Here is a 23,925-nt window from a genome sequence, read left to right as displayed (position 1 = left end):
GGCCTCGCGTCGACCCGGCGCTACTCCGACTGGCGGTCGCGCGTCAGCGCCTCGCCGGGCCCGGTCGTCTCGCCGGCGCCCAGCACGACGCCCGCGTTCAGCGCGGTGTTGATCCCCGTCTTCGCGCCGTCGCCGACGATCGCGCCCAGCTTCCGTCGGCCGGTGTCGACGCGGTCTCCCTTGACCGTCATCCGGACGTTCTCGCCGTCGTGACGGAGGTTCGCGACGTTCGTCCCCGCGCCGAAGTTGACCCCGCGGCCCAGCACCGAGTCGCCGACGTACGAGAGGTGCCCGACCGAGGCGTCGGCCATCAGCACCGAGTTCTTCACCTCGACCGAGTGGCCGACGTGGGCACCGGGCCCCACCACGGTCGCGCCGCGGACGTAGGCGTTCGGTCCCACGTCGGCGCCCTCGCGGATCAGCGCCGGCCCCTCGACGTAGGCGCCCGAGCGGACCCGCGCGCCGTCCTCGACGACGACGGGGCCGTGGAGGTGGACGTCCTCCTCGACGGTGCCGGAAATCGCGCGCTCGTCTTCGAGTTCGGCGAGCGCCAGCTCGTTCGCTTCGAGGAGCTCCCACGGGCGACCCACGTCGAGCCACGCGCCGTCGTACGCCGCCACGTCGATCCGACGGCCGTCGCCGAGCAGGAGATCGATCGTCGTCGTGATCTCGTACTCGCCGCGCTCGCTTTCGGGCGTGCGTTCGATGTAGTCGAACACCTCCGGCTCGAACGCGTAACAGCCGACGTTCGCGAGGGTCGTCGGCGGGTCCTCGGGCTTCTCGACGATCCCCGCGAGCGACCCGTCCTCGGCGGTCGAGAGCACGCCGTACGCCCGCGGGTCCGGAACCTCGGTGGCGGCGATCGCCGGAGCGCCCGCGTCGGAGAGGGCCCGGGGGAGCGACGCGTCCACGACCACGTCGCCGTTGAGCACGAGGAAGTCGTCGTCGACGACCTGCTCGGCCTGCGCCACGGCGTGGGCGGTCCCGAGCGCCTCCGCCTGCTCAACGTAGTGGACCGGTCGGCCGCGGTACGACTCGCCGACGCCGTCGCGGATCGCCTCGCCGCGATACCCCGTCACGACGACGAACTCGTCGACGACGTCGCGGGCGGTGTCGAACACTCGTTCGAGCAGCGAGCGGTCCCCGACCGGGAGGAGCGGTTTCGGACGGCGGTCAGTCAGCGGTCGCATCCGAGTCCCTCGGCCGGCCGCGAGCACGACTCCGTACATGTACGCGCCCGACGCGGGGGGACGGTTTATGGGCTGCGGTCGGTCTTCCCGCCCCCCACCGGACGCCGCTGTTCCGTCTCGTCACGCGCCCTCGGCGGCGCGGTCGACGAGGCCTCGCGCGGTCTCGAAGAGCGCGTCGGCGTCGTCCGCCTCGCGCGCTTCGGCCGTGATCCGCACCAGGGGCTCGGTCCCGCTCGCGCGGACGAGGAACCACCCGGTCTCCGTCTCCACGCGGATCCCGTCGAGCGTCGAGACGTCGTCGTACTCCTCGTCGGCGACCTCGCCGACGCGCTCGACGATCGCCGACTTGGCGTCCGTCCGCACCGAGTCGCGGCGGATCGGATACTCGGGGAGGTCGTCGACGAGCGCGGCGAGCGGGCCCTCGGCGCCGACGAGCGCGGTGAGAATACACGCCGCGAGCGGGCCGTCGGGGCACGGCGTCCGGTCGGGCCAGATCCACGCGCCGCTCGGCTCGCCGCCGAAGACGACGCCCGGCTGCTCCGCTTCCGCGGCGACGTACGCGTCGCCGACGGGCGTGTACGTCACCTCCGCGTCGACCGCCGCGAGCGCGTCGGCCACGAGGAGGCTCGTGTCGACCGGGACCGCCACGCGGTCGTCCGCGCCGGCCTCGCGCCGCGCGAACAGCGCCAGCAGCGCGTCGCCGCCGACGAACCGGCCGCGCTCGTCGATGGCCATCAGCCGGTCGGCGTCGCCGTCGTGGACGAGGCCGAGGTCCGCGTCGGTCGCCGCCACGACCTCGCAGGCGGTCTCGCAGTTCGCCGCGGTCGGCTCGCTCGGACGGCCGGGGAACCGCCCGTCTCGCTGGCCGTTGAGCGTCTCCACGTCGCAGCCGGCCGCGTGGAGCGCGTCGGCCGTGACGCGGCCGACCCCGTTTCCGAGGTCGACGACGACCGAGAGGTCGTCGGGCAGGGAGACGCTCTCGCGGAGGGCGCGCTCGTGGAGCCGTCGGGCGTCGCCACCAGCGACCACGTCCCGGGCTTCGACCGCACCGATCGCGTCGGCCGCCGCGAGGTCGAACGACTCCGCCTCGACGATTTCGGCGATCCGATCGTTGCCCGCGTCGTCGAACGCGCGCCCCGACTCGGTCCAGAGCTTGATCCCGTTATCGGGCGCCGGATTGTGCGACGCGGTGACGACCACTCCAGCGTCCGCCTCCTCGCGGACGACCGCGCGGGCGACCGTGGGCGTCGCCTCGACGCCGACGTCGACGACGTCGGTCCCGCACTCGGTGAGCCCCGCGGTGAGCGCACGCACGAGCATCGCGCCGCTGTCGCGTGCGTCGCGGCCGATCACGACGGTCTCCGCGCCGTCGGTCGCGAGCGCGCGCCCCACGTCGAGCGCGAGGGCGGCCGTGATCTCGTCGCCGACCGGGCCGCGGACGCCGCTTGTCCCGAACATATCCCGCCGTTCGCCGGCCATCGAAAAGACGGTTCTGGCTGGGCGGCGGCGGACGACGTCACCGTCGCCGTCGACGACCCGGCCGCGTTCTCTCCACCGCCCTCTCGCGGCGCCGCTCACCGCCGTCGTCTTTTTCTGCCTGCTGGCCCTGTCGAGAGTGATGAACCGGCACGAAAATCGACGCTCGCCAGAGGCGTAGCGTGGACCGACTTCCCACGGGCACGCTCTCCCCGCTCGCCACTCGCGTCGACGAGGTCCTCGCGCGGTACGACTACGAGATCGGCCCCGCGATAGCGGCCATCGACGGTGCCGTCCCGGGGTACGGGGGACTGTTCGACCCGGAGACCACCGACGGGGAGATCCGAAGCGCCGCCGAGGACGTGCTCGCCGGCGACCCGCCGGCCCCGCCCGAGCGCCGGACGACTCCGACCGACGACGCCGTGGTCCTCTACGTCGACGGGAGTTCGCGGGGGAACCCCGGACCGGCCGGCGCGGGCGCGGTGCTCGAAGTCGCCGACGGACCGACCGTCCGTCTCGGTCGACCGGTCGGCGCGCGCTCCGAGAACAACACCGCGGAGTACGCGGCCCTCCATCTCGGCCTCGAAGCGCTGGCGGCGCGGTGTGAGCCGGCGACCGTCGAGGTTCGCATCGACTCGCGGACGGTCATCGACGACGTCTGGGGGGACGCGGAGGGGCTCGCCGCGGCGGCTCCCTACAAGCCCGGAATCCGCGACCGGCTCGCGGCGCTTCCGGCCTGCGAGTGGACCCACCTCGCCGACAGCGACCCGAACCCGGCGGACGCCCGCGCCGCCGTCGGCGCGGACATCGCCGCGCTCGGGCCGTGACCGGTCCGAGAGTTCGGAGCGCGACGGGGGCGATCGAGGCCACGCCTCCGGAGCGGCCGCGTCAGAGCCGGTCGAGCGCCTCGTCGAGGTCGAACTGCTCCGTCGTGTCCTCGAACGCCTCGTCCCGTCCGCTCGTCGCGTCGGGCGTGGCGTCCCCGTCCGACGAGTCCGACGACGGCCGCACCCGAACGAGCTCGTCGTCGACCGACTCCTTCGTTACCGTCGCCGCGAAGCGTTCGCGCTCGGAGGCCGGCCCCTCGAACGGCTCGACGCGCTCGACCCCGTCGACGCCGCACGCCACCGCGAGACAGACGGCCTCACGGAGCCGGTCGACGCTCCCCCATCCCGACGGCGGGACGCGCGGGAGGTCCCGCTCGCGGACGCGCCACGTCTCGATCACCAGTTCCGCGTCACGGGGCGACATTTCGTACGCTTCGTAGCGGGACCGCGAGCAAATGGCTTTCGTCGGGCCGTCCGCTGTCCCCGCCGAGCCGACGCGACCGAAGCGCTAAACACCCGCCTCGGAGAAGGCGTATCCATGCAGGACAAACGCGTCCTCGTCACGGGCGGCGCGGGCTTCATCGGCTCGAACCTCGCGAACCGCCTCGCGGCCGACAACGACGTGATCGCGGTCGACGACACCTACCTCGGCACCCCGGAGAACCTCGACGACTCGGTCGAGTTCGTCGAGGCCTCGGTCGTCGACGGCGACTTCCCCGCCGACGTCGACGTCGTCTTCCACCTCGCCGCGCTCTCCTCGCGGAACATGCACGAGTCAGACCCCCAGCGCGGCTGCCGCGTCAACGTCGAGGGGTTCGTCAACACCGTCGAGCGCGCCCGGCAGCACGGCTGTGACACCGTCGTCTACGCCTCGACCTCATCGATTTACGGGAGCCGAACCGAGCCCTCGCCGGTCGACATGGACGTCGAGGCCCGCACCGCCTACGAGGCGTCGAAGCTCGCGCGCGAGCGCTACGCCGAGTACTACGCGAACCACCACGAGATGAACGTGGCCGGACTCCGCTTCTTCTCCGTGTACCAGGGCTTCGGCGGCAACGAGGAACACAAAGGCGAGTACGCGAACACGGTCGCGCAGTTCGCCGACGCCATCGCGTCGGGCGAGGCGCCCGAACTCTTCGGCGACGGGTCGCAGACGCGCGACTTCACGCACGTCTCCGACGTGGCCCGCGCCTGCGAGCTCGCCGCCGACCACGAGCTGACGGGCGTGTACAACGTCGGCACCCAGGAGGCGTACACGTTCAACGAGATGGTCGGGCTGATCAACGACGCGCTCGGCACGGACGTCGACCCCGAGTACATCGAGTGCCCCTTCGACGGCTACGTCCACGACACGATGGCGGACTACTCGAAATTCCACGAGGCCACCGGCTGGGAGCCGGAAGTCAGCTTCGAGGAGGGGGTCGAACTGGTCTGTGCGCCGTACGTCGCCGACGGCGCCGAGACGGCGCGTTAGTGCCCTTCGACCGCGCTGCCGGCCGCGATGATGAAGCCGATGATCGCGGTGATCAGCGCGACGGTCCCGATCGCCACGGCGCCGATTCGGAACGTGTCGCCGGACAGCCGGTTCGCGATGAGGAACAGGAACACCGTCGTCACGAACCCGATCAGGACGAGCGTTCGCCCGAGTCGGCCGCCGTCGATCCCCGGCTCGCTAGACACGATCTAACAGCTCTTTGAGAACGCCCTGGTAGTCGTCTTCGGTGGCGGCGTTGCCGAGCGAGTGGATCGACTGCGAGATCCACAGCCCGGCGGTGAAGTTGATGAACGCCGCCATCGAAATGGTGCCTATCTGTCCTTCGACGAACAGTCCCGAGACGACGGCCCCGACGAACCCCAGCGCCATGAGGCTGTGCGTGACGAGCGAGCGGGTGCCGAAGTCGGCGAGCTGTAATGACAACCGGGTGCCAACGGCCATGGTGCGAGTAACGGCTGGCGAGGTAAAGAGTTAGCGCGTGCCGAGACCCCCGTCAGTTTACCGCCGTCGGCCCGTACGTCCGCGCAGATGACGGACACCGATCGAACACACGACGTCGTCCTCTGGGGAGCCACGGGGGTCGCCGGCCGGTTCGTCGCGGAGTACCTCACCGAGCGGTACGCGCCCGAGGACCTCTCGCTGGCCGTCGGCGGCCGGAGCCCCGACCGACTCGACTCGCTCGTCGACGAACTCACCCGCCGCAGCGACGCGTGGGACGACGTCCCCGTCGTGGTCGGCGACGCGACGGACCCCGAGAGCCTCCGCGCGATCGCTCGCGACGCGCGGGTCGTCTGTACGACGGTCGGCCCGTACACGACGTACGGCTCGCCCCTCGTCGAGGCCTGCGTCGAGGCCGGCACGGACTACTGCGACCTCACCGGCGAGGTGAACTGGGTGCGGGAGACGGTCGACCGGTTCCACGAGGCCGCGGTCGACGCCGAGGCCCGGATCGTCCACAGCTGCGGGTTCGACTCGGTGCCGGCGGATATCGGCACCCTTCTCGTCCAGTCGTTCGCGGCGGAGACGTTCGACGCGCACTGCGAAACGGTCCGGATCTACCTCGAAGGCGGGAGCGGGAGCGTCAGCGGCGGCACGCTGGCGAGCTTCGTCGCGCTGTTCGACGCGGCCGCGGACGACCCGCTCGCCCGCGAGGCGATCCGGAACCCCTACTCGCTCGCTCCCGCCGGCGAGCGGAGCGGCGTCGACCCGGGCGAACAGCGGTTCCCCCGCAGGGACGCGCTCCGCTCGGCGTGGACCGCCCCGTCGCCGATGGCGTCGGTGAACGAACGGGTCATCCGGCGGAGCAACGCGCTGCTCGGCTACCCGTGGAGCCGCGAGTTCCGGTGTAGCGAGGTCGTCACGACGGGGACGGGCCCCAGAGGTGCGGCCGCCGCCGGCCTCGTCGCCGGCGGGCTCGGACTGTTCAAGACGGCCATGTCCGTCGGGCCGGTGCGGTCGGCGCTCAGCCGCTACGTCTTCCCCGAGCCCGGCGAGGGGCCCACCAGAGCCGAGGCCGAGGCCGGCAGCTTCGAGATACGGGTCATCGGGCGGGGCACGGCGCCGGACGGCTCGTTCACCGTCGAGGCCGAGTTCGGCGCCGACCGCGACCCCGGCTACGGCGCGACCGCGCGGATGCTCGGCGAGTCGGCGGTGTGTCTGGCGCGCGACGACGTCGACTCCCCGCTCGACGGCGGCGTGTTGACGCCCGCGTCGGGCATCGGGCTCCCGCTCGCGGAGCGGCTCCGCGAGGTGGGGTTCACCGCGTCGGTCGGCGAGGCGGCCGAGGGCGGGCGCTGAGCGTCGGTCGGCGAGGCGGCCGAGGGCGGGCGCCGTTCGGGAGCGGATCGCGAAAAGAACGCGGCGGTGAAAAGTCAGTTCCCGGCGGCTATCACATATAGCCGAGGTCGCGCAGGCGCTCCATCAGGTCCTCCTTGTCCTGGGCGCGGCCGGCGCGCTCGGTCGTTCCCTCGAGGTCCTGAAGCCACGCGGGCTCCTCGGTCGTCTTGTCCGTCGAGACCTCGCTGCCGAGCGAGCGGAACCCGGCGAAGTACTTCGGCGAGATGGGGATGTCCTCCTGCGTGACACCCTCCGGCAGGTCGTCGTCGGCCTGCGGGACGTACCCCTCGTCGGGGAACGCCTCGACGGAGTCGGGCACGACGTAGTTCCAGAACGTCTCCCACACGTCGGCCTCGGCGAACTGGAGGATGGGCTGGATGCGGTCGTGCGGCGGGAAGAGGTCCGGATCGTGACGCGGCGAGAAGAACGTCTCGTCGGCGCGCGCCTCCTGTTCGTCCCACCGGACGCCGGAGATGACGCCGTCGATGTCGTACTCTTCGAGGGCGTCGTTGAGCGCGACCGTCTTCAGCAGGTGGTTCCCGACGTAGGTGTCGAGGAGGAACGGGAACGTCTCCTCCTCGTACTCTAAGATCTCCCGGATGTGGTGCTGATTGTGCTCCGAGAGCGCGTCGACCGGGATGTCGTCGCCCGGCTCCAGCCCGTGTTCGTCGACGTACGCGCCGACGTCGTCGTTGCGGGCGTACACCAGCTCGATGTCCCACTCGTCGGCCCAGTGCTCGACGAAGTCGGTGATCGAATCGAAGTGCTGGAAGTGGTCGATGAAGACGGCGGTCGGCTTCTCGTAGCCGAACTCCTCGGCCACCTGGTTGATGAAGTACAGCGTCAGCGTGGAGTCTTTGCCTCCGGTCCACATCACCGCGGGGTTGTCGTACTGTTCGAGTCCGCGGCGGGTGACCTCCACCGCTTTCTCGACTTTGTGCTGGATCGACGGGTAGTCCGCCGGGTCCTCACCCTCGCCGTCGGTGTAGTCGACGTCGACGCTCGCCGGGAAGTCGTCGCTCATACGCCAGATACGTCCGCGCGAAAGAAAATAGGCTTTCTGACTCGCGTCCGACGGCCGGGCCGCGCGCTCCGGCCGCTCAGACGACTGTGACACGGCGTCTCGCACTGACCGATCGCGCAGTCGCGTCTCGCGGAACACAAGGGATATGCCGGCCGCCTCGGAACCACACGACATGGGTCTGTTCGACCGGCTCCGCGGCGACGACGCCGGGCGCGTCGTCTTCCTCGGAATCGACGGCGTACCGCTCGACCTCGTCGAGGACCACCCCGACGTCTTCGAGAACCTGACCGACATCGCGGAGACGGGCTCCGGCGGGCGCTTGGAGAGCATCGTCCCGCCGGAGTCGAGCGCCTGCTGGCCGAGTCTCACGACCGGCGTGAACCCCGGCGAGACCGGCGTGTACGGCTTCCAGGACCGCGAGGTCGACTCCTACGAGACGTACGTCCCGCTCGGGCGCCACGTGAAGGCGACCCGGCTGTGGGACCGCGTCACCGACGCCGGCCGCGACGCGACCGTCCTCAACGTCCCGGTCACGTTCCCGCCGTCGACGCGCGTCCAGCGGATGGTCTCCGGATTCCTCTCGCCCGATCTGGAGTCGGCCGCGAGCGACGAGTCGCTGCGCGCGACGCTCGACGACTTCGACTACCGGATCGACGTCAACGCCAAACTCGGCCACGACGACGACAAGACCGACTTCATCGAGAACGCCCACGCGACGCTCGACGCGCGGTACGACGCGTTCTCGCACTACCTCGCACAGGACGACTGGGACCTCTTTTTCGGCGTCTTCATGAGCACCGACCGGGTGAACCACTTCCTGTTCGGCGACTACGCGAACGACGGCGAGTACGCCGAGGAGTTCCTGGAGTTCTACCGCACGCTCGACGAGTACGTCGGCGAGATTCGCGACTCACTCGACGAGGACACGACGCTGATCGTCGCCTCCGACCACGGGTTCACGGAGCTGACCCACGAGGTGAACTGTAACGAGTTCCTCGCCGAGGAGGGGTGGCTCTCCTACGAGGACGACGACCACGACTCGCTTTCCGACATCGACGACGACGCCCGCGCGTACTCGCTCATTCCGGGCCGATTCTACCTCAACGTGGAGGGCCGCGAGCCGAACGGCGTCGTCTCCGAGTCCGAGTACGAGGCGGTCCGCGAGGAGCTCATCTCGGACCTCGAGTCGCTCACCGGCCCCGACGGCCGGCAGGTGTGCCGGCGGATCGTGAAAGGCGAGACCGTCTTCGACGGCGCCCACGACGAGATAGCCCCCGACTTGGTCGTCATCCCCGCGGACGGGTTCGACCTCAAGTCCGGCTTCGGCGGCAAGGACGCGGTGTTCACGCAGGGCCCCCGCAACGGGATGCACAAGTTCGAGAACTCGCTTCTGTACTCGACCGAGGCGGACCTCGACCTGTCCGACGCGAACCTCTTCGACGTGACGCCGACGGTCCTCGACCTGCTGGACGTCGACGTCGACGTCGACTTCGACGGCGAGAGCCTCCTCGCGGAGTGAGCGTCGTCGCCTGAGCGCCGACCGAGGCGGCGGCGTGCCGATCGAACGCGGACGTAACGGTCCCTCGAGGCCGCCTTTCCCGAAACAATTTTATCGAACCTCATCGTTTACCATATACGACATTTAACCGAGTCAGCGAACAACGTTCACTGTCGCCTCTGATGACAAATGGCCGAACGGGACACGAGTGGTTCAGTCGTGAGCGTGGTCCTCCCCACGTATAACAGGGCACACACCATCGACGCGGTCGTCGAAAGCGTCCTCCGACAGACGTACGACCGGTTCGAACTGCTCGTCGTCGACGACGGGTCGACGGACGACACCCCCGCCGTCGTCGAGGACTTCGACGACCGCCGGATACGGTACGTTCGGTTCCGGCGAAACAGGGGAGCCAACGTCGCGCGGAACGCGGGTATCCGGCACGCGGACGGTGATTTCCTCGCCTTCGTCGACAGCGACGACAGGTGGCACCCGGAGAAGCTCGAACGACAGGTGCGCGCTATGCGGAACGCGTCCGACCGCACCGGCGTGGTTTACACGGGCTACTGGCTCGAGTACCCTTCCGGTCGCCAGTACGGCCCCGACCCTGACCGGGACGCGCACGAGGGGAGTATCCATGAGGAGTTGCTGAAGGGGAACGGCCGCTTCATCCCGACGTCGACCGCGCTCGTCAGACGAGCGTGTTTCGAGGAGGTCGGTCTGTTCGACGAGGGGCTCCCGCGCCAACAGGACTGGGAGATGTGGCTACGTATCTCCCAGCAGTTCGAGTTCGGACACGATCCGGAGCCGCTGGTCGTCAAATCGATGGACCACGACGAAGTCAGCATCAGCTCCGACGAGGAGGCTCAGATCGACGCCATCGAACACGTGTTAGAGAAGCACGCGGAGAAGTTCCGGAGCCGGTCCGAACTGCTGTCCAGACACCAGTGGCAACTGGGACAGACGTGCCTGCTCAACGGTCAGCCGCGGAGAGGCCGGGCGGAGCTGCTGGCGGCGTGTAAGCGCAATCCGCGGTTGCTCTACCTCCTCGGATTCGGCGTCAGTATACTCGGTCCGAGAGCGTACGGCTTCGCGTTTAGAGCCCTCGAAAAGCTGCCGATCGACTGAACGCGTCCGTCGACGTCGCCTCGAAGACCGACGGAACCCCGACCGGTACGCGCCCGTTCTCAACGGCTCTCCCGCCGTTCGGAAGGCGGCGGCCGGGGGACGCTCGTCTTCCGTCGGGGCCGGTTCCGCGTCCGGCGATCGGAGCCGGGTCAGTGCGGTCGCACGCCCGCGCTGACGAGTCGGCTCGCCGCCGGCGTGTACTGCCCGTTGTCATCGCCGTCCGGGGCGAGGCCGCCGGTCGTCGTCGAGTCGGTTCGACGGGGCGCGCGGATCGAGCGGACGACGACGGTCACCGGGGGCGACGTCGCTTTCGCCGGACGCCTCCGGTCGGCGTCGGATCAACCCTGTTCGGTCGGCGTCGAACACCGCAGACAGAGGATCCCGGTGCCGGCCCAGTTGACGTGGCTCGACCCGCAGCTCGGACACTCGTGGGTCTCGTTGTTGTACTCAGTGGTCCCCCGCGGCGCCGCGAGGTGGCCGTCCGCGACCGCACGCTCGAGCAGGCTCGGGAACCGCTGCTTCTTGAACCGGGCCCGGTGCGCGAGGAAGTCGCCGGCGCGGCTCGGGTCGGATCCGTGGAGGTCCTCCCACTTGATCGCGATCTCGCCGTCCGCCTGCCCGCGGGCGACCTGTTTGACCGTCGCGGCCGCGGCCTCGAAGAGCGGGGTCGTCGCCAGCGCCTGCGGGGAATCGACCGCGTCGCTCGCGGCCTCGTATCGGTCCGCCGCCACGTCGTAGGCCGCTCCGGCGTCGCCGAGGTCGCCCGCCACCCGGAAGTCGGCGACGAACTCCGCGAGACAGGCCGCCTGTCCCGGCGTCTCCAACACCGTCTCGAAGTCGCGCGCCGCGGCGATCCCCTCGACCGCGCGCTGCGTGGCTCGGCGGTCCGTGCCCGCGACGCGGTACGCGACGGTCGCCGCGAGCAGCTGCTGGAGCCCCTGGCCGATCCACCCCTTCTCGTCCGGATCGAAGGGGTCGAGTCCGTCGCGCGGGTCGGCGAGCACGCGCCGCCCGCCCCGCGTGTACCGGTTCCCCGCCCGCTCGTACTCGCGAGCCGCCAGCGCGTCGACCGCCGCGTCGTGATGGCCGCCGTCGTTCGTGTTCACGCGTGAACGGTACGGGCGGCGACCGCTTACGCCTGACGGGGGAGGGGGGTCGGGCACTCGTTCGACCGCGTCCCCCGACGATACTTACTTTCGGGGATCGAACCGAGGGCATGGAGAAACCGGAGGGCGCTTCGGGACCGGCGTCGCCGCCCGGAACCGAATCGCGCTCGGCGGCGGAGTCACGGTCGCCGCGGACCAGCGGCCGCGTCGAGTGGCTCCTCGTCGTCACGCTGCTCGCGGTACCGATGGCGGTCGTCCCCGGCGGGGGCGACCCGACGCTGGTGAGTCTCTGGGGGTTCGTGACGCTCGGCGGCGACGGCGGCGCCCTCGGGGGGTACCCGGTGTGGGCGTACTTCCTCGACCAGCCCCGCCCGTTCGCGAGCCTGCCACCGTCGATCCGAGCGTGGCCGCTCGCGGTCGGGTTCCACCTGCTCGCGGCCGGCAGCGCCACGTGCGGGATCGCAGTCGGCCGCGAGGACCGTCGGGTCACGGGCGGACTGCTCCTGCTCGCGTCGGCCGCGACGCTGTGGGTCGCCGCGGGGCTGGGCGTGCGCTTCGGCGTCGGCGCGACCGCGGGCTGGCTGGCGGTCCTCCCGATTGGCGCGGTCGCGACGGCCGGCGTCGCCGTCCTCGCGTACGGAGGCGACCTCCGGCGAGTCGTCGTCCGGTGACCGGCGGGACGGGGTTCACGAGCGCGCGTCGACGCCGGTTTCCACCAAGGATTAATTGGCCCGGCGGCGTTGAGGGGCGCGATGACACGAATCCGGTCCCCGCGCTCACCCTCCGACGGCGGCCGCTCCCGGTCGAACCGACGCGGACGTGCCCGCGGGCCGAGCGGCTCGCGACCGCCGACACGAGGCACCGACGCGACGCGCCGGTCCGGTCCGAGGGAGCACACCGGCGTGACCACCGCCGCGCGCGAGGCTGGACGATGACGCTGTACGCCGTCGACGCGATCGACGACGCGGTCGAGGCGACGCGATCGCTGCTCTGGCCGTTCGACGCGGGGCGGTGGCTCCGGCTGATGGTCGTCGTCTTCTTCGTCGGCGGCGCCGGGGGCTCCGCGCCGTCGCAGCTCGGGGGGAGCGCCTCCACCGGAACCGGCTCTCAGCCGGGGTCGTTCCCGCAGCTGCCCGCCCCGGAAACGGTCCTCCCGAGCGGCGGCGAGCTGCTCGTGATCGGTGTCGTCCTCGGGGCCGTCGCCGCGGTCGTGATCGGGCTCCTGTTCGTCGGGTCTGTCATGGAGTTCGTCTTCGTCGAGTCGCTTCGCCGCGAGGCGGTCTCGATCCGGCGGTACTGGCGCGACCGCTGGCGGGCCGGCGTCCGCCTCTTCGGCTTCCGACTCGTCCTCGGCGTCGTCACGCTGACGCTCGTCGCCGCGGCCCTCGCGCCAGCCCTGTTGCCGGCGCTCTCCGGCGACGCGTCCGTCGCCGTCGGGGTGTTGCTTCTCGCGGTTCCCGTGTTGGTCGGCCTCGCCGCCGTCAGCGGCCTCGTCGGAGGCCTCACCACGAACTTCGTCGTGCCCGTGATGCTGGTCGAGGGGGGGTCGCTGCTCTCCGCGTGGCGACGGTTCTGGCCCGTGCTGACGGGGCAGTGGAAGCAGTACGCCGCGTACGTCGCCCTCGCGTTCGTGATCCGGATCGCGACCGGGGTCGTCTCGGGCGTCGCGGTCGTCTTCGGCGTGATCGTGGCCGCGGTCCCGTTCGGGATCACCGGGATCGTCGGCGTCGCGCTCCTCTCGGTCGCCACCCCCGTCGGCGCGGCCCTGATCGCCGTCTCGGTCCTGCTGTTCGTGCTCGCGGTCGCGGCGGTCGCCCTGCTCGTCTCGGTGCCGATCCGGACCTACCTCCGGTACTACGCGCTGTTCGTGTTGGGCGACACCGACGCCGGGCTCGACCTCATCGCCGAGCGGCGACGCGCGGTCAGGGAGTGATTCCGCGAGCTGCCCGGCGGACGAGTCGGGCGGCCGCTCAGGCTACTCGTTGTCCGGGCTGCTCGGGTGGTACTCGGTGTCGTACTCGCCCGGCTGACCGTCCACGCGGTCGGGATTGATCCGGCCGCCGAGCAGCATGAAGTCGAGGACGGTACAGTACAGCATCGCCTCGACGACGGGCACGGCCCGCGGCGGGAGGACGGGGTCGTGGCGGCCGACGACCTGAACGTCCTTCTCCTCGCTCGTCTCCCAGTCGGCCGAGCGCTGCTTCTTGGGGATCGAAGTCGGCGCGTGCCACGTCGCCTCGCCGTAGATGGGCTCGCCGGTGGTGATCCCGCCCTGGAGCCCGCCGTGGTCGTTGCCGACGGGGACGGGGTCGCCCTCGTCGCTTTCGACGTGGTCGAACGACTCGCCGTCGTCGAACGTCCAGTCCTCGTTGCGGTCGCTGCCGGCGACGTCGGTGGCGTCCTTTCCGAGCCCGTACTCGACGCCGGTCGTCGCCGGGATGGCGAACATCGCCTGCCCGAGCCGGGCGGGGAAGCTGTCGAAGCGCGGGGCGCCGAGCCCGCGGGGGACGCCGCGGCACTCGAAGTAGATGGAGCCGCCGATGGAGTCGCCGCGCTCCTGGTACTCCTCGATCAGCTCCTGCATCTCGGCGGCCGCCTCGGGGTCGGCACAGCGCACGTCGTTCTCCTCGCTGTGGTCGAGCAGCTGTTCGAAGCTCACCGGGTCGGCCTCGACGTCGCCGATGCGGTTGACGTGGGCTTTGATCTCGACGTCGTGGTCGGAGGCGTCGAGGACCTGCTCGGCGACCGCGCCGGCCGCGACCCAGTTCACCGTCTCGCGCGCCGAGGAGCGCCCGCCGCCGCCCCAGTTGCGCGTGCCGAACTTCGCCGAGTAGGTGTAGTCGCCGTGCGAGGGGCGCGGCGCCGTGACGTACGGCTCGTACTTCCCCGAGCGGGCGTCCTTGTTCTGGATCACCATGCCGATCGGGGTGCCGGTGGTGTAGCCGTCCTGGACGCCGGAGTTGAGGACGACCTCGTCGGGCTCGCCCCGGGAGGTGGTGATCATCGACTGCCCCGGCTTGCGCCGGTCGAGCTGCGCCTGGATGGCCTCCTCGTCGAGCTCGACGCCCGCGGGCACGCCCGAGACGGTGACGCCCATCGCGTCGCCGTGGCTCTCGCCGTAGGTCGTCAGCTGGAAGAGTCGGCCGAACCGGTTCCCGTTCATACCCGAACGTGTGGCCGCGGGCATATAGGGGTTGCAATCCGCGCAACCGCTCCGCGCCCGATCGGCGGTGAGCAACCGATGGGGGTATGTAACCGGACCGAGTTAGTGGGGGCGTGCGCGAACGCCTTACCTCGGACCTCGGCGTGTACGCTCTCTCCGGGCTGTTCTCGCTCGTCGTCTTCGTGTTCGCCCTCTGGCTCCTCTCGCGGACGGTCCCCGGCGGGCTCGCGAGCCGACAGCTGGGCGGGCTCGTCGTCGGCTACCTGCTGTTCGTCGGCGTCTACACGACGGCCTGGTTCATTTACACCGGGATCGACAGCCGCGAGAAGGTCTGACGGTCGAGACGGTCGACGAGAGGGGTTCCGCCTGCCGAATCGTTTTCAGCGTGCCCCGTGAGGGTGGACCATGAGCAGAGAGACGATCACCTTCGACGTCGACGACCGCGGCGTCGCGACGATCACCGTCGACCGACCGGAACAGCTCAACGCGCTCACCGCCGAGACGCTCGAAGCGATCGAGGACGCGCTCGACGAGGCCGCCGACCGCGACGCGCGGGCTCTCGTCATCGCCGGCGCGGGCGACGACGCGTTCGTCGCCGGGGCGGACATCAGCCACATGGTCGACCTGTCGACGCCCGAGGCGCAGGCGTACGCCGAGCTCGGCCACCGCGTCGCGGAGGCCATCGAGACGTTCCCCGCGCCGACGGTCGCCGCCGTCGACGGGTACGCCTTCGGCGGCGGCTGCGAGCTCGCTTTGGCCTGTGACCTGCGGGTCGCCGCCGAGAGCGCGGTGCTCGGCCAGACGGAGATCGATCTGGGGATCATCCCCGGGTGGGGCGGGACGCAGCGGCTCCCGGCGCTCGTCGGCGACGAGGTCGCGCGGCGGCTGATCTTCCTCGGCGAGCGGATCGACGCGGCCGAGGCGGCCGAGGTCGGATTCGTCGGCGAGGTCGTCGCGGACGAGGAGTTCGACGACAGGATCGACGAGCTGGCCGGCGAACTGGCCGCGAAGCCGGCGACCGCGCTCCGGGCCGCGAAGGAGGCGTTGAACGCGGCCGGCGACGGCTCGGCGGCGACCGGGCTCGCCCTCGAACGACGGGCGTGGGCCGGCCTGTTCGGCACCCGCGACCAGCGAGAGGGGATGGCGGCGTTCTTAGAGAAGCGCGAGCCGGAGTTCGAGTAGGCGAGGCGGTCCGTTCGCGTCACGCCAGCCTGGTCATCCACGCGTCGACCGCCGCCGGGAACAGCACCGTCGCTGCCGCGCTGACGACGGACGCTCCCAGCAGGCCGGCGGCGACCGAGCCCGTCGCGGCGACGACCACGGCACCGCCGCCGAGGATCGCCGCGAGGAGCGTCCCGTTGAAGTAGACGAGTCTGAGGAGGACCAACGTCGGGAACAGGCGCGCCCACCCCGGCGCGTCCGTGAACGGCGGCGACGCGATCAGGCCGTTCCTGACCAGCGTGCCGACGGCGACCATCGTCGCCAGGCCCACGAGCCACGTCTCGAAGAGCGCCGGCGACGCCCGAGCCCCGACGAAGGGCAGGACCAGCATCACCGGCAGGGTAAGGAGCCCGACTTCGCCGGCGATCCGTCCGAAGTCGGTGAGGAGGGCCCCGAGCCGGTCCTTCTCGGTCCCGCTCCGGTTCCCGATGGCCAGGAACTCGTTGCGGTACGTCGACGTGGCCGCACGCGTCTCTCGGCCCGGCGGGCCGTGTCGCGGGCTGCGCGCCTGGCCCCGGTGCGCCCGGGTCCTGTTCGGCAGCCCGTCGCCCGTGCCCGGCTGCGTCGAGTCGCTCATCCGTTCAACAACGAGACACGAGGAACATACGTTTTCGGGTGGGTTCCGACGGGCGTTCCGCGGCGTCGCGAGGGTGCTGTAGACGCCGTCGCGGAGAACGTCGTCGCGGCGGGCCTCCCGACCGACGCCGTCCGCGACGAGGGCGTCGCGTCGCGGTGTATGGAGTCGGCGGCGCCGTGGCCGACGGAGCGGGGGCTCCCCGAGATGCTCGGTCCCGCGGCGGACGCCCCGGAGCGACACGTGGCCGGCCGGTAGCTCCCGTCACGCCGCTTCGGGCGGCGAGCGAACTCGACCGTGTCAGTGCGGTTCACGGAACCCGGGGATCGCCACGCTTTATTAATCCGCCCGAGTACCCGCGACATGGACCAGTTGCGGCAGTCGCTCCTCGACGCGCCGATCATCGAGAAAGGCGAGTACCAGTACTTCGTCCACCCGATCAGCGACGGCGTTCCCATGCTCGAACCGGAGCTGCTCCGGGAGATAGTCATCCGGATCATCCGGAAGGCGGAGCTGGAGAACGTCGACAAGATCGTCACGCCCGCCGCGATGGGGATCCACATCTCCACCGCGCTCTCCCTGATGACCGACATCCCGCTCGTCGTCATCCGCAAGCGCCAGTACGGCCTCGACGGCGAGGTCCCGCTGTTCCAGGAGACCGGCTACTCCGAGTCGGAGATGTACATCAACGACGTCGAGGAGGGCGACCGCGTCCTCGTCCTCGACGACGTGCTCTCGACGGGCGGCACGATGAAGGCCATCCTCGACGCGCTCACCGACGAGGTCGGCGCGGACGTCGTCGACGTCGTCGCCGTGATCAAGAAGGCCGGCCCCAACGAGCTCGACGAGACCGACTACAACGTGAAGACGCTGATCAACGTCACCGTCGAGGACGGCGAGGTCGTGATCGTCGACGCGCAGGGCGACGAATAGGGACCGAGCGGCCCGCTCGGGTGTCTCGGTTCACCCGGTCCGCGGGTCTCAGATCCTCCCCGAACGCGAGTTACGACCCGTCCCGGTCCACACCCTGATACCCGTGGCGCCCAGACCTGTGGCATGAGCGACCGGGGGCCGGACGGCGCCCTCCGTACGGGCAACGTCGTCTGGCGGCTGTACACCGACTACGCCGACGGGAGCCGCCGCTACGCCGTCTTGGGAACGGTCGCGACGCTGATCGGGCGGGCGCTGGGCCTGTTACCGGCGCTGGTGATCGGCCTCGCGGTCGACGCGGTGTTCCTCGGTGAGCGGGCGTACGCGCTCCCGCTCGTTCCCGCCGAGCTGATTCCGTCCACGCCGACCGGGCAGCTCTACTTCTCTATCACGGTGCTGCTCGCAGCGACGGTCGGCGGCGCGGTCCTCTCGTGGATCGAGGACTGGGGGTGGAGCGTGTTCGCGCAGCGGGTCCAGCGGTCGCTTCGCGTCGACGCCTACGCCGCGCTTCAAGACCAGGAACTGGCTTACTTCACCCGACGGCGCACGGGCGACCTGATGTCCGTGCTGAACAACGACGTCAACGCTCTCCAGACGTTCTTAGAGGACGGCCTGAGCGCGACGGTGTGGATCCTCGCGACCGTCGGGGGTATCGGCCTCATCCTCGTCGGGCTCAACCCGACGCTGACCGCGGTCGCGCTGCTGCCGATCCCCGCGCTAGCGCTGTTTACGCTGTTGTTCACTCGGGTCGTCGAGCCGCGCTACCTCGCCGTCCGCGAGGAGATCGGCGACCTGAACGCCCGGCTGGAGAACAGCGTCTCCGGCATCGAGGTGATCAAGACGCAGGGCGCCGAGCGCTTCGAGACGGATCGCGTACGGGCGGCCTCCGACAGCTACCTCCGTGCCAGCCTGGCCGCGATCCGGGTCCGGATCACGTACTTCCCGGGGCTGAACCTCATCTCGGGGCTCGGCTTCGCGGCGACGTTCCTGCTCGGCGGGCTGTGGGTGCTCGGCGCGACCCCGCTGGGGCTGGCCGGGTCGCTCACGCCCGGGGCGTTCGTCACGTTCGTCATCTACGCGCAGCAGTTCATCTGGCCGATCATCAGGCTCGGCGACGTCGTCGACGACTACGAGCGCGCGAAGACCGCGGGCCTCCGCGTCGACGAGCTCCTCTCGCGGGAACCGGCCGTCGCCGACAGCCCCGATGCGACGGCGCTGACTGTCACCGACGGGACCGTCGACTTCGAGAGCGTCACGTTCGCCTACGGCGACGACGCCGTGATCCGCGACGTCGACGTCGCGGTCGATGGGGGCGCGACCGTGGGCGTCGTCGGGCCGACCGGCGCGGGCAAGTCTACGCTGTTGAAGCTGCTCCCGCGGCTGTACGACGCCGACGAGGGCGCGGTCCGCGTTGACGGGCGAGACGTCCGCGACGTGACCCTGCGGAGCCTCCGGACCGCGATCGGGTACGTCAGTCAGGACCCGTTCCTGTTCTACGGGACGGTCGCGGAGAACATCCGCTACGGCACCTTCGACGCCACCGACGCTGAGGTCCGGGCGGCCGCCGAGCGCGCCCAGGCCGGCGAGTTCATCCGGAACCTCCCCGACGGCTACGACACGCTGGTTGGCGAGCGCGGCGTGAAGCTCTCCGGCGGTCAGCGCCAGCGGCTCGCGATCGCTCGCACGATGCTCAAAGACCCCGAGATCCTGATCCTCGACGAGGCCACGAGCGCCGTCGACACGGAGACGGAGGCGCTGATACAGGCGAGCCTCCAGGCGTTCGCCGCCGACCGTACCACCTTCGTGATCGCTCACCGGCTGTCGACGATCCGCAACGCCGACCGCGTCCTCGTGCTGGACGACGGCCGAGTCGTGGAGGACGGCACGCATCGGGGCCTGCTCGCCGAAGACGGGCTCTACGCGAACCTGTGGCGCGTTCAGGTCGGCGACATCGGCTCGCTGCCCGCGGCCTTCCTCGAACGGGCCTTGGAGCGTCAGTCGGTGATCGCCCGGGACGACGAGGACGGGTAGGCGGTCGGCCTCGGTTCGAACCCGAGGGCCGTCCGAGTCACCGCAGTTTATAAACCCCGCGCCCACCCCGCGTCGCTGCCGGGCGCGGGCGCCTTTTGTGTCGGGGGCGTGAACGGGAGCGTACACATGACTAGCGCGTTATTCGTCGTGAGCGAGGAAGGGTACTGGGCCGAGGAGTGTATCGAGCCGCTGACGACGCTCGAAAGCGAGGGCGTCGACGTGACGGTCGCGACGCCGTCCGGGTCGCCGCCGGTCGTCGACGAGCGGTCGCTCGACCCGGAGGCCGCGGGCGGCGAGGAGCGAGTCGCGGAGCTCCGCGAGGTCGACGAGACGCACCCCGAACTCAACGACCCGGAACCGATCGCGACGGTCGAGGCCGACGGCTACGACGCGGTCGTCTTCCCCGGCGGCCACGGCACCGTCTGGGACGTGAACCAGGACCGCCACGCCCGCCAGCTGCTGCTCGACGCGGTGGCGGGCGAGGAGAGCGTCGCCCTCGTCGTCTGTCACGCGGTCGGCATCCTCGGGTTCACTCGCGAGGCGGACGGGACGCCGCTCGTCGAAGGCCGATCGGTGACCGGGTTCCCGAACGCGTGGGAGGAAGACATCGTCGACGACCACGACGTGATGCCGGACGGTCGGAAGCTCCCGTACTGGGTCGAAGACGAGGTCGTCCTCGCGGGCGCCGACTGGGACGCCGAACTCGACGCCGACACGAGCGTCACGGTCGACGGCGACCTGATCACCGCGCGCGGCCCGGGCTCCTCGGCCGACGCGGCGGCGACGCTGCTGGACGAGCTGTAGGCGCCCGACCGGCTTTCGGGCCTTCTCACCGGATCACGAACGCGGGTTCCTCGATCCGCTCACACTTACACTTCGGACACCGCGACGGCTCGTTGACCGGGTCGTCGAACCTGTCGAACCCGCACTCCGGGCAGGTCGGCGGCGCGACGAGGAACTCCTCGCCGCCGCCCCCGTCGGCCTCGGTGATCGACTGCGAGACGTGTTCGAGGTGTTCGTAGACTGTCGGCGTCGGCAGCGACAGCGTCGCCGCGAGGTCGCTCGCGGTCCGCGGCCCTTCGCGGAGGGCGTCGGCGATGCGCTGGCGAGTCGTCTCCATACCACCGGTTCGCGGTGCGGCGAGTAAAACCGTCCGGGGTTCCGCCGCGGGTCCGCGTCGCGTCGACCTCCGGTCTCGGCTGTCGTTCGGTCCGGGGGTCGCGCGCTCACCGCTGCCGGGCACAAAAGGTATGTCACCGGGGTGAGAGAGGGTCGGTATGAAAGCCGTCGTACTCGCGGGTGGCTACGCGACCAGACTCTGGCCGATCACCGAACACCGGCCGAAGATGTTCCTCCCGGTCGGCGAGAACACCGTCATCGACGAGATATTCGAGGACTTGGAGGCGGACGACCGCGTCGACGAGGTGTTCGTCTCGACGAACGAGCGCTTCGCCGACACGTTCGCGGAGTACCTCGCCGACAGTCCCTTCGAGAAGCCGACGCTCTCCGTCGAGGAGACCGTCGAGGAAGACGAGAAGTTCGGCGTCGTGGGGGCGCTCGAACAGCTCGTCGAGCGCGAGGGCGTCGAGGACGACCTGATCGTCGTCGCCGGCGACAACATGATCAGCTTCGATCTGGCCGACTTCGCCGACTTCTTCCAAGACAAGGGGACGCCGACGCTGGCCGCCTACGACGTTGGCGACCGCGAGCGCGCGAAGTCGTACGGGCTCGTCCAGTTGGAGGGCGACGAGGTGATCGACTTCCAGGAGAAACCCGAGGACCCGCAGTCCACGCTCGTCTCCATCGCCTGTTACGCCTTCCCGGCCGAGACGCTTCCGAAGCTCACGACGTACCTCGAAGACGACAACAACCCGGACGAGCCGGGCTGGTTCCTCCAGTGGCTCCAGCAGCGCGGGTCCGTCCACGCGTACACCTTCGACGGCGCGTGGTTCGACATCGGTACCGCGGAGAGCTACCTCGACGCGGTCGAGTACGCGCTCGACGGCGGCACGCTCGTCGCCGACGACGCGGCCGTCGAGGGCAGCGACTTCGGCGACGTGGTCCACGTGATGAGCGGCGCGACGGTGACGGACTCGACGCTCGACCGAACCGTGGTCTTCGAGGACGCGACTATCACCGACTCCGAGATCCGGAACTCCGTGATCGACACGGGCGCCACCCTGGAGGGCGTCGACCTCTCGGGCGCGCTGATCGGATCGTACACCTCGATCACCGACGGCGACGAGTTCTGACTGCGACCCACAGAGCGCGGCCGCTCTCAGTCGCTGCTTCCCGTTCCCTCGGCGTCGGTCCGCCCGCCGGTTCCGGCCTGCGCGTGCGTGTGGTGATAACAGTCGAACGCGGGTTCGCCGCCGTCGCTCGCGGGGTAGAAACACACCCGCTGGTAGCGCTCGTTGTCGATCAGGTTCGCCACGAACCCGTCGGTGTGCCGGGAGACCGAGTCGTACGGGGCGCCGCAGGCGGGGCAGTCCGGCGGCGCGTCCTCGGGAACGTACATGCGGCGTGGCGTCCGAGTGTACGGCCCCGAGCCGGAAAACGACCCCGCCGAGACGCGGCGATCGGAGGGTCGGGCGCGGGAGAGTTCAAGACCCGTTCGAACCGTCACCGCTGCCGCCCTCGACGCCGAGCGCGTCGAAGAGCTTCCGCCGGACCGCCTCCTCGGTGAGGTGGAGGAGCGTGTCGCGGTTCTCGCCGCTCGCCTCGATGCCGGTGAAGATGCCGAGCGGAATTTCGAGCGACCCCTGCGTCGAGTGGCCGGCCGCGTCGCCCATCTCGGAGAACGCCTCGTCGAGGACGTTGCCGATGTTCAGCCGGATGTCCTTCGAGCGGGCCGCGAGGTAGATCTTCTCGTCGGCGATGCCCAACACCGCCGTCGTCGTGATTCCCTCCAGGTTGAGGAGGTGTTGTGCGGCCTGCGCGAGCGCCTCGCGGTCGCGGATGAACCCGGCCGTCGAGAAGAGGTGGCTCCCCTGGACCTCGCGGTTCTGGATCGCCTCCGCGAGCACGTCGAGCGTCTCCGGGCTCATCGACGGCGACTCCACCTGTTCGAGCGTGTCGTGGTTCGCGAACGGGTGGAGGTACGCCGCCGCGGTCAAGTCAGCGGGCGTCGTGTCCCGCTTGAAGTCGAGCGTCTCGGCGCGGATCCCGTAGAGGAGCGCGGTCGCGACCGCCTCCGAGGGCGACTGGTCGAACTCCTGGAGGTACTTCGTGAGGATCGTCGACGTCGAGGAGACGTTCGTCCGCACGTCGACGAACCGGGCGTCGAACGGCACCTCGGCCTCCAAGTGGTCGAGGTAAATGTCGATCGGAACGTCGAGCGCGAGGTCCTCGGCGGCCGCCTTCGCGAGGTCGACGGCCGCGATCGTCTCGTACTCGCTCAGGGGCGGCGCCTCGCTCCGTTCGAGGAGGTCGATCCCGAGCAGGTTGACGAACGCCCGGTTCTCCTGGTGGCCGACGTCGCCGGAGTAGACGATGTCGGCGTCGACGCCGAACGCCTCCGCGATGGCCTGAAGCGCGGTCGCGGACGCGATCGAGTCGGGCTCCGGGTTGTCGTGCGTGAGGATGGCCATCCGGCCGCCGCCCTCCTCGATGATCTCCGCGAGCTGGCGGGCCATGTACTCCAGTTCGCCCGTCTCCAGCGACTGGAGCGCGCTGTCGGCGATCACGGTCGAGGGGTTGATCACCACGTCGGCGCCCCGATCGCGCAGTTCGTCTTCGCTGACGGGGTCGGAGGCCCGGACGACGACGTAGTGGTCGCCGCCCGTCTCCCTGACCGCGGAGACGGCCGCCTTGTTCGCCTCCACGTCGCTTGCGAGGATCAAGACGATGTCGCGGTCGGCGAGTTCGTCGACGAGATCGGGATCGGCGATGTCCTGGACGCGCGCGTTGAGGTCCTGGTCGCGGAGCGCCTCGACTCGGCTCTCGTCGCGGTCGAGGATGAGGACGTCCTTGCCGCGTCCGGTCAGTTCCTCCGCGACGGCGTGACCGACGCTTCCACAGCCGAGGATGGCGTATCGGGTCCGCGCGGATCCGGATGCCCCACTACTCATTAGAGGGATTTCCGCGGCACGACACTTAACGAGTGCGCTCTCCCGGTCGCGGGGCGTCGCGGCCGCCGTCGCGGCCGTCCGAGTCGTCCCGGTACGTCCCGGTCGACGTGACTCGTGGCCCTCCGCTTTCGGGCGATTCGCCGCCGACGAGCGGCGCGGCGACGGGGGCGAATGAAAAGGCCTTTTACCGTCACCCCGATACGGACTTGTGAGGGCCGGTAGCTCAGTTAGGGAGAGCGACGGACTCTTAATCCGTCGGTCGCGTGTTCAAATCGCGCCCGGCCCGTACACTGAACCGCAGAGCGACAGCGATGCGGCGAGGGACCCGGACGGAAGCGATTTGAAGGAGAGAAGTC

General features: G+C 70.3%; 26 protein-coding genes and 1 tRNA gene. 14 read left to right on the top strand and 13 right to left on the bottom strand.

Annotated features, from left to right (window positions below; translation table 11 throughout):
* Positions 1-20 precede the first annotated feature (20 nt).
* The gene (glmU, locus tag ABDZ89_RS08225; RefSeq protein ID WP_343778170.1) at positions 21-1,229 is read right to left on the bottom strand and encodes a bifunctional sugar-1-phosphate nucleotidylyltransferase/acetyltransferase; all 1,209 of its coding nucleotides are present in this window, start codon (positions 1,227-1,229) and stop codon (positions 21-23) included.
* An 81-nt stretch (positions 1,230-1,310) separates the two neighbouring features.
* Complete coding sequence (gene glmM / locus ABDZ89_RS08220) at positions 1,311-2,648, bottom strand: phosphoglucosamine mutase (protein WP_343778168.1); 1,338 nt, start codon at positions 2,646-2,648, stop codon at positions 1,311-1,313.
* A gap of 200 nt (positions 2,649-2,848) precedes the next feature.
* Between glmM and ABDZ89_RS08215 the strand changes: the two genes are divergently transcribed.
* A complete protein-coding gene (locus ABDZ89_RS08215) occupies positions 2,849-3,493 on the top strand; it encodes a ribonuclease HI family protein (protein WP_343778166.1) in 645 nt (214 codons plus the stop codon).
* Between the two features lie 61 nt (positions 3,494-3,554).
* On the opposite strand, the gene ABDZ89_RS08210 is transcribed toward ABDZ89_RS08215, so the two are convergent.
* Positions 3,555-3,917, bottom strand: a complete 363-nt coding sequence (locus ABDZ89_RS08210) for a hypothetical protein (RefSeq protein WP_343778164.1) — start codon at positions 3,915-3,917, stop codon at positions 3,555-3,557.
* Positions 3,918-4,031: 114 nt separating this feature from the next.
* Between ABDZ89_RS08210 and ABDZ89_RS08205 the strand changes: the two genes are divergently transcribed.
* Positions 4,032-4,967, top strand: a complete 936-nt coding sequence (locus ABDZ89_RS08205) for an NAD-dependent epimerase/dehydratase family protein (RefSeq protein WP_343778162.1) — start codon at positions 4,032-4,034, stop codon at positions 4,965-4,967.
* Here ABDZ89_RS08205 and ABDZ89_RS08200 read toward each other — a convergent pair.
* Positions 4,964-5,173, bottom strand: a complete 210-nt coding sequence (locus ABDZ89_RS08200; protein ID WP_343778161.1) for a hypothetical protein — start codon at positions 5,171-5,173, stop codon at positions 4,964-4,966. The genes ABDZ89_RS08205 and ABDZ89_RS08200 overlap by 4 nt on opposite strands.
* Entirely contained in the window at positions 5,166-5,429 is a 264-nt protein-coding gene (locus ABDZ89_RS08195; RefSeq protein ID WP_343778160.1) for a hypothetical protein, read from the bottom strand. Before ABDZ89_RS08195 ends, ABDZ89_RS08200 begins: the two co-directional genes overlap by 8 nt.
* Before the next feature lie 87 nt (positions 5,430-5,516).
* Here ABDZ89_RS08195 and ABDZ89_RS08190 point away from each other — a divergent pair, with 87 nt between their 5' ends.
* A complete protein-coding gene (locus ABDZ89_RS08190; RefSeq protein ID WP_343778158.1) occupies positions 5,517-6,785 on the top strand; it encodes a saccharopine dehydrogenase family protein in 1,269 nt (422 codons plus the stop codon).
* Positions 6,786-6,876: 91 nt separating this feature from the next.
* Here the strand turns inward: ABDZ89_RS08190 and ABDZ89_RS08185 are convergent, their stop codons facing one another.
* Positions 6,877-7,848, bottom strand: a complete 972-nt coding sequence (locus ABDZ89_RS08185) for a phosphoadenosine phosphosulfate reductase family protein (RefSeq protein WP_343778156.1) — start codon at positions 7,846-7,848, stop codon at positions 6,877-6,879.
* Between the two features lie 172 nt (positions 7,849-8,020).
* Here ABDZ89_RS08185 and ABDZ89_RS08180 point away from each other — a divergent pair, with 172 nt between their 5' ends.
* Together ABDZ89_RS08180 and ABDZ89_RS08175 are read left to right on the top strand one after the other, a co-directional pair.
* Complete coding sequence (locus tag ABDZ89_RS08180) at positions 8,021-9,367, top strand: alkaline phosphatase family protein (RefSeq protein WP_343778154.1); 1,347 nt, start codon at positions 8,021-8,023, stop codon at positions 9,365-9,367.
* A 198-nt stretch (positions 9,368-9,565) separates the two neighbouring features.
* Positions 9,566-10,474, top strand: coding sequence for a glycosyltransferase family 2 protein (locus ABDZ89_RS08175; RefSeq protein ID WP_343778152.1), 909 nt, complete (start codon positions 9,566-9,568; stop codon positions 10,472-10,474).
* A gap of 149 nt (positions 10,475-10,623) precedes the next feature.
* On the opposite strand, the gene ABDZ89_RS08170 is transcribed toward ABDZ89_RS08175, so the two are convergent.
* Positions 10,624-10,767, bottom strand: coding sequence for a hypothetical protein (locus tag ABDZ89_RS08170; protein ID WP_343778151.1), 144 nt, complete (start codon positions 10,765-10,767; stop codon positions 10,624-10,626).
* A 45-nt stretch (positions 10,768-10,812) separates the two neighbouring features.
* Positions 10,813-11,580 carry a hypothetical protein gene (locus ABDZ89_RS08165; protein ID WP_343778149.1) on the bottom strand — a complete coding sequence of 256 codons (768 nt, stop codon included), beginning with the start codon at positions 11,578-11,580 and terminating at the stop codon, positions 10,813-10,815.
* Positions 11,581-11,690: 110 nt separating this feature from the next.
* Between ABDZ89_RS08165 and ABDZ89_RS08160 the strand changes: the two genes are divergently transcribed.
* Positions 11,691-12,251, top strand: coding sequence for a TIGR04206 family protein (locus ABDZ89_RS08160; RefSeq protein ID WP_343778147.1), 561 nt, complete (start codon positions 11,691-11,693; stop codon positions 12,249-12,251).
* Positions 12,252-12,511: 260 nt separating this feature from the next.
* Positions 12,512-13,513 carry a DUF7544 domain-containing protein gene (locus ABDZ89_RS08155; RefSeq protein ID WP_343778146.1) on the top strand — a complete coding sequence of 334 codons (1,002 nt, stop codon included), beginning with the start codon at positions 12,512-12,514 and terminating at the stop codon, positions 13,511-13,513.
* Between the two features lie 42 nt (positions 13,514-13,555).
* Here the strand turns inward: ABDZ89_RS08155 and aroC are convergent, their stop codons facing one another.
* Positions 13,556-14,743 (bottom strand): chorismate synthase, encoded by a 1,188-nt coding sequence (gene aroC, locus ABDZ89_RS08150; RefSeq protein ID WP_343778144.1) that lies wholly within the window; start codon positions 14,741-14,743, stop codon positions 13,556-13,558.
* A gap of 113 nt (positions 14,744-14,856) precedes the next feature.
* On the opposite strand from aroC, the gene ABDZ89_RS08145 reads away from it, so the two are divergent.
* Both ABDZ89_RS08145 and ABDZ89_RS08140 read left to right on the top strand, forming a co-directional pair.
* Entirely contained in the window at positions 14,857-15,078 is a 222-nt protein-coding gene (locus tag ABDZ89_RS08145) for a hypothetical protein (protein ID WP_343778143.1), read from the top strand.
* 70 nt (positions 15,079-15,148) lie between these two features.
* Positions 15,149-15,925, top strand: coding sequence for an enoyl-CoA hydratase/isomerase family protein (locus tag ABDZ89_RS08140; RefSeq protein WP_343778141.1), 777 nt, complete (start codon positions 15,149-15,151; stop codon positions 15,923-15,925).
* Positions 15,926-15,944: 19 nt separating this feature from the next.
* Here ABDZ89_RS08140 and ABDZ89_RS08135 read toward each other — a convergent pair whose 3' ends face one another.
* Entirely contained in the window at positions 15,945-16,541 is a 597-nt protein-coding gene (locus tag ABDZ89_RS08135) for a DUF8215 family protein (protein ID WP_343778139.1), read from the bottom strand.
* A 360-nt stretch (positions 16,542-16,901) separates the two neighbouring features.
* On the opposite strand from ABDZ89_RS08135, the gene hpt reads away from it, so the two are divergent.
* The 3 genes from hpt to ABDZ89_RS08120 all read left to right on the top strand — a co-directional run bounded on the left by hpt (position 16,902) and on the right by ABDZ89_RS08120 (position 20,303).
* The gene (gene hpt, locus ABDZ89_RS08130; protein ID WP_343778137.1) at positions 16,902-17,471 is read left to right on the top strand and encodes a hypoxanthine/guanine phosphoribosyltransferase; all 570 of its coding nucleotides are present in this window, start codon (positions 16,902-16,904) and stop codon (positions 17,469-17,471) included.
* Between the two features lie 123 nt (positions 17,472-17,594).
* A complete protein-coding gene (locus ABDZ89_RS08125; RefSeq protein ID WP_343778135.1) occupies positions 17,595-19,499 on the top strand; it encodes an ABC transporter ATP-binding protein in 1,905 nt (634 codons plus the stop codon).
* Between the two features lie 126 nt (positions 19,500-19,625).
* Positions 19,626-20,303: a type 1 glutamine amidotransferase domain-containing protein gene (locus tag ABDZ89_RS08120; RefSeq protein ID WP_343778134.1), complete on the top strand. Its 678-nt coding sequence runs from the start codon at positions 19,626-19,628 to the stop codon at positions 20,301-20,303.
* A gap of 25 nt (positions 20,304-20,328) precedes the next feature.
* On the opposite strand, the gene ABDZ89_RS08115 is transcribed toward ABDZ89_RS08120, so the two are convergent.
* Entirely contained in the window at positions 20,329-20,619 is a 291-nt protein-coding gene (locus ABDZ89_RS08115; RefSeq protein ID WP_343778132.1) for a transcriptional regulator, read from the bottom strand.
* Positions 20,620-20,776: 157 nt separating this feature from the next.
* Between ABDZ89_RS08115 and ABDZ89_RS08110 the strand changes: the two genes are divergently transcribed.
* Positions 20,777-21,751, top strand: a complete 975-nt coding sequence (locus tag ABDZ89_RS08110) for a nucleotidyltransferase family protein (RefSeq protein ID WP_343778131.1) — start codon at positions 20,777-20,779, stop codon at positions 21,749-21,751.
* A 26-nt stretch (positions 21,752-21,777) separates the two neighbouring features.
* Here ABDZ89_RS08110 and ABDZ89_RS08105 read toward each other — a convergent pair whose 3' ends face one another.
* Together ABDZ89_RS08105 and ABDZ89_RS08100 are read right to left on the bottom strand one after the other, a co-directional pair.
* Positions 21,778-22,017 (bottom strand): DUF8145 family protein, encoded by a 240-nt coding sequence (locus ABDZ89_RS08105; protein WP_343778129.1) that lies wholly within the window; start codon positions 22,015-22,017, stop codon positions 21,778-21,780.
* 85 nt (positions 22,018-22,102) lie between these two features.
* Positions 22,103-23,569 (bottom strand): DHH family phosphoesterase, encoded by a 1,467-nt coding sequence (locus ABDZ89_RS08100; protein WP_343778127.1) that lies wholly within the window; start codon positions 23,567-23,569, stop codon positions 22,103-22,105.
* Positions 23,570-23,781: 212 nt separating this feature from the next.
* On the opposite strand from ABDZ89_RS08100, the gene ABDZ89_RS08095 reads away from it, so the two are divergent.
* Positions 23,782-23,855 (top strand) — tRNA-Lys (locus ABDZ89_RS08095).
* Positions 23,856-23,925: the final 70 nt, after the last annotated feature.

Origin of the sequence: Halorubrum ejinorense (assembly GCF_039522565.1) — an archaeon.
In the GTDB taxonomy this organism is placed as follows: Archaea; Halobacteriota; Halobacteria; order Halobacteriales; family Haloferacaceae; genus Halorubrum; species Halorubrum ejinorense.
Note: the sequence above shows the minus strand (reverse complement) of the source record. Positions and strands in the feature narration are given on the sequence as shown.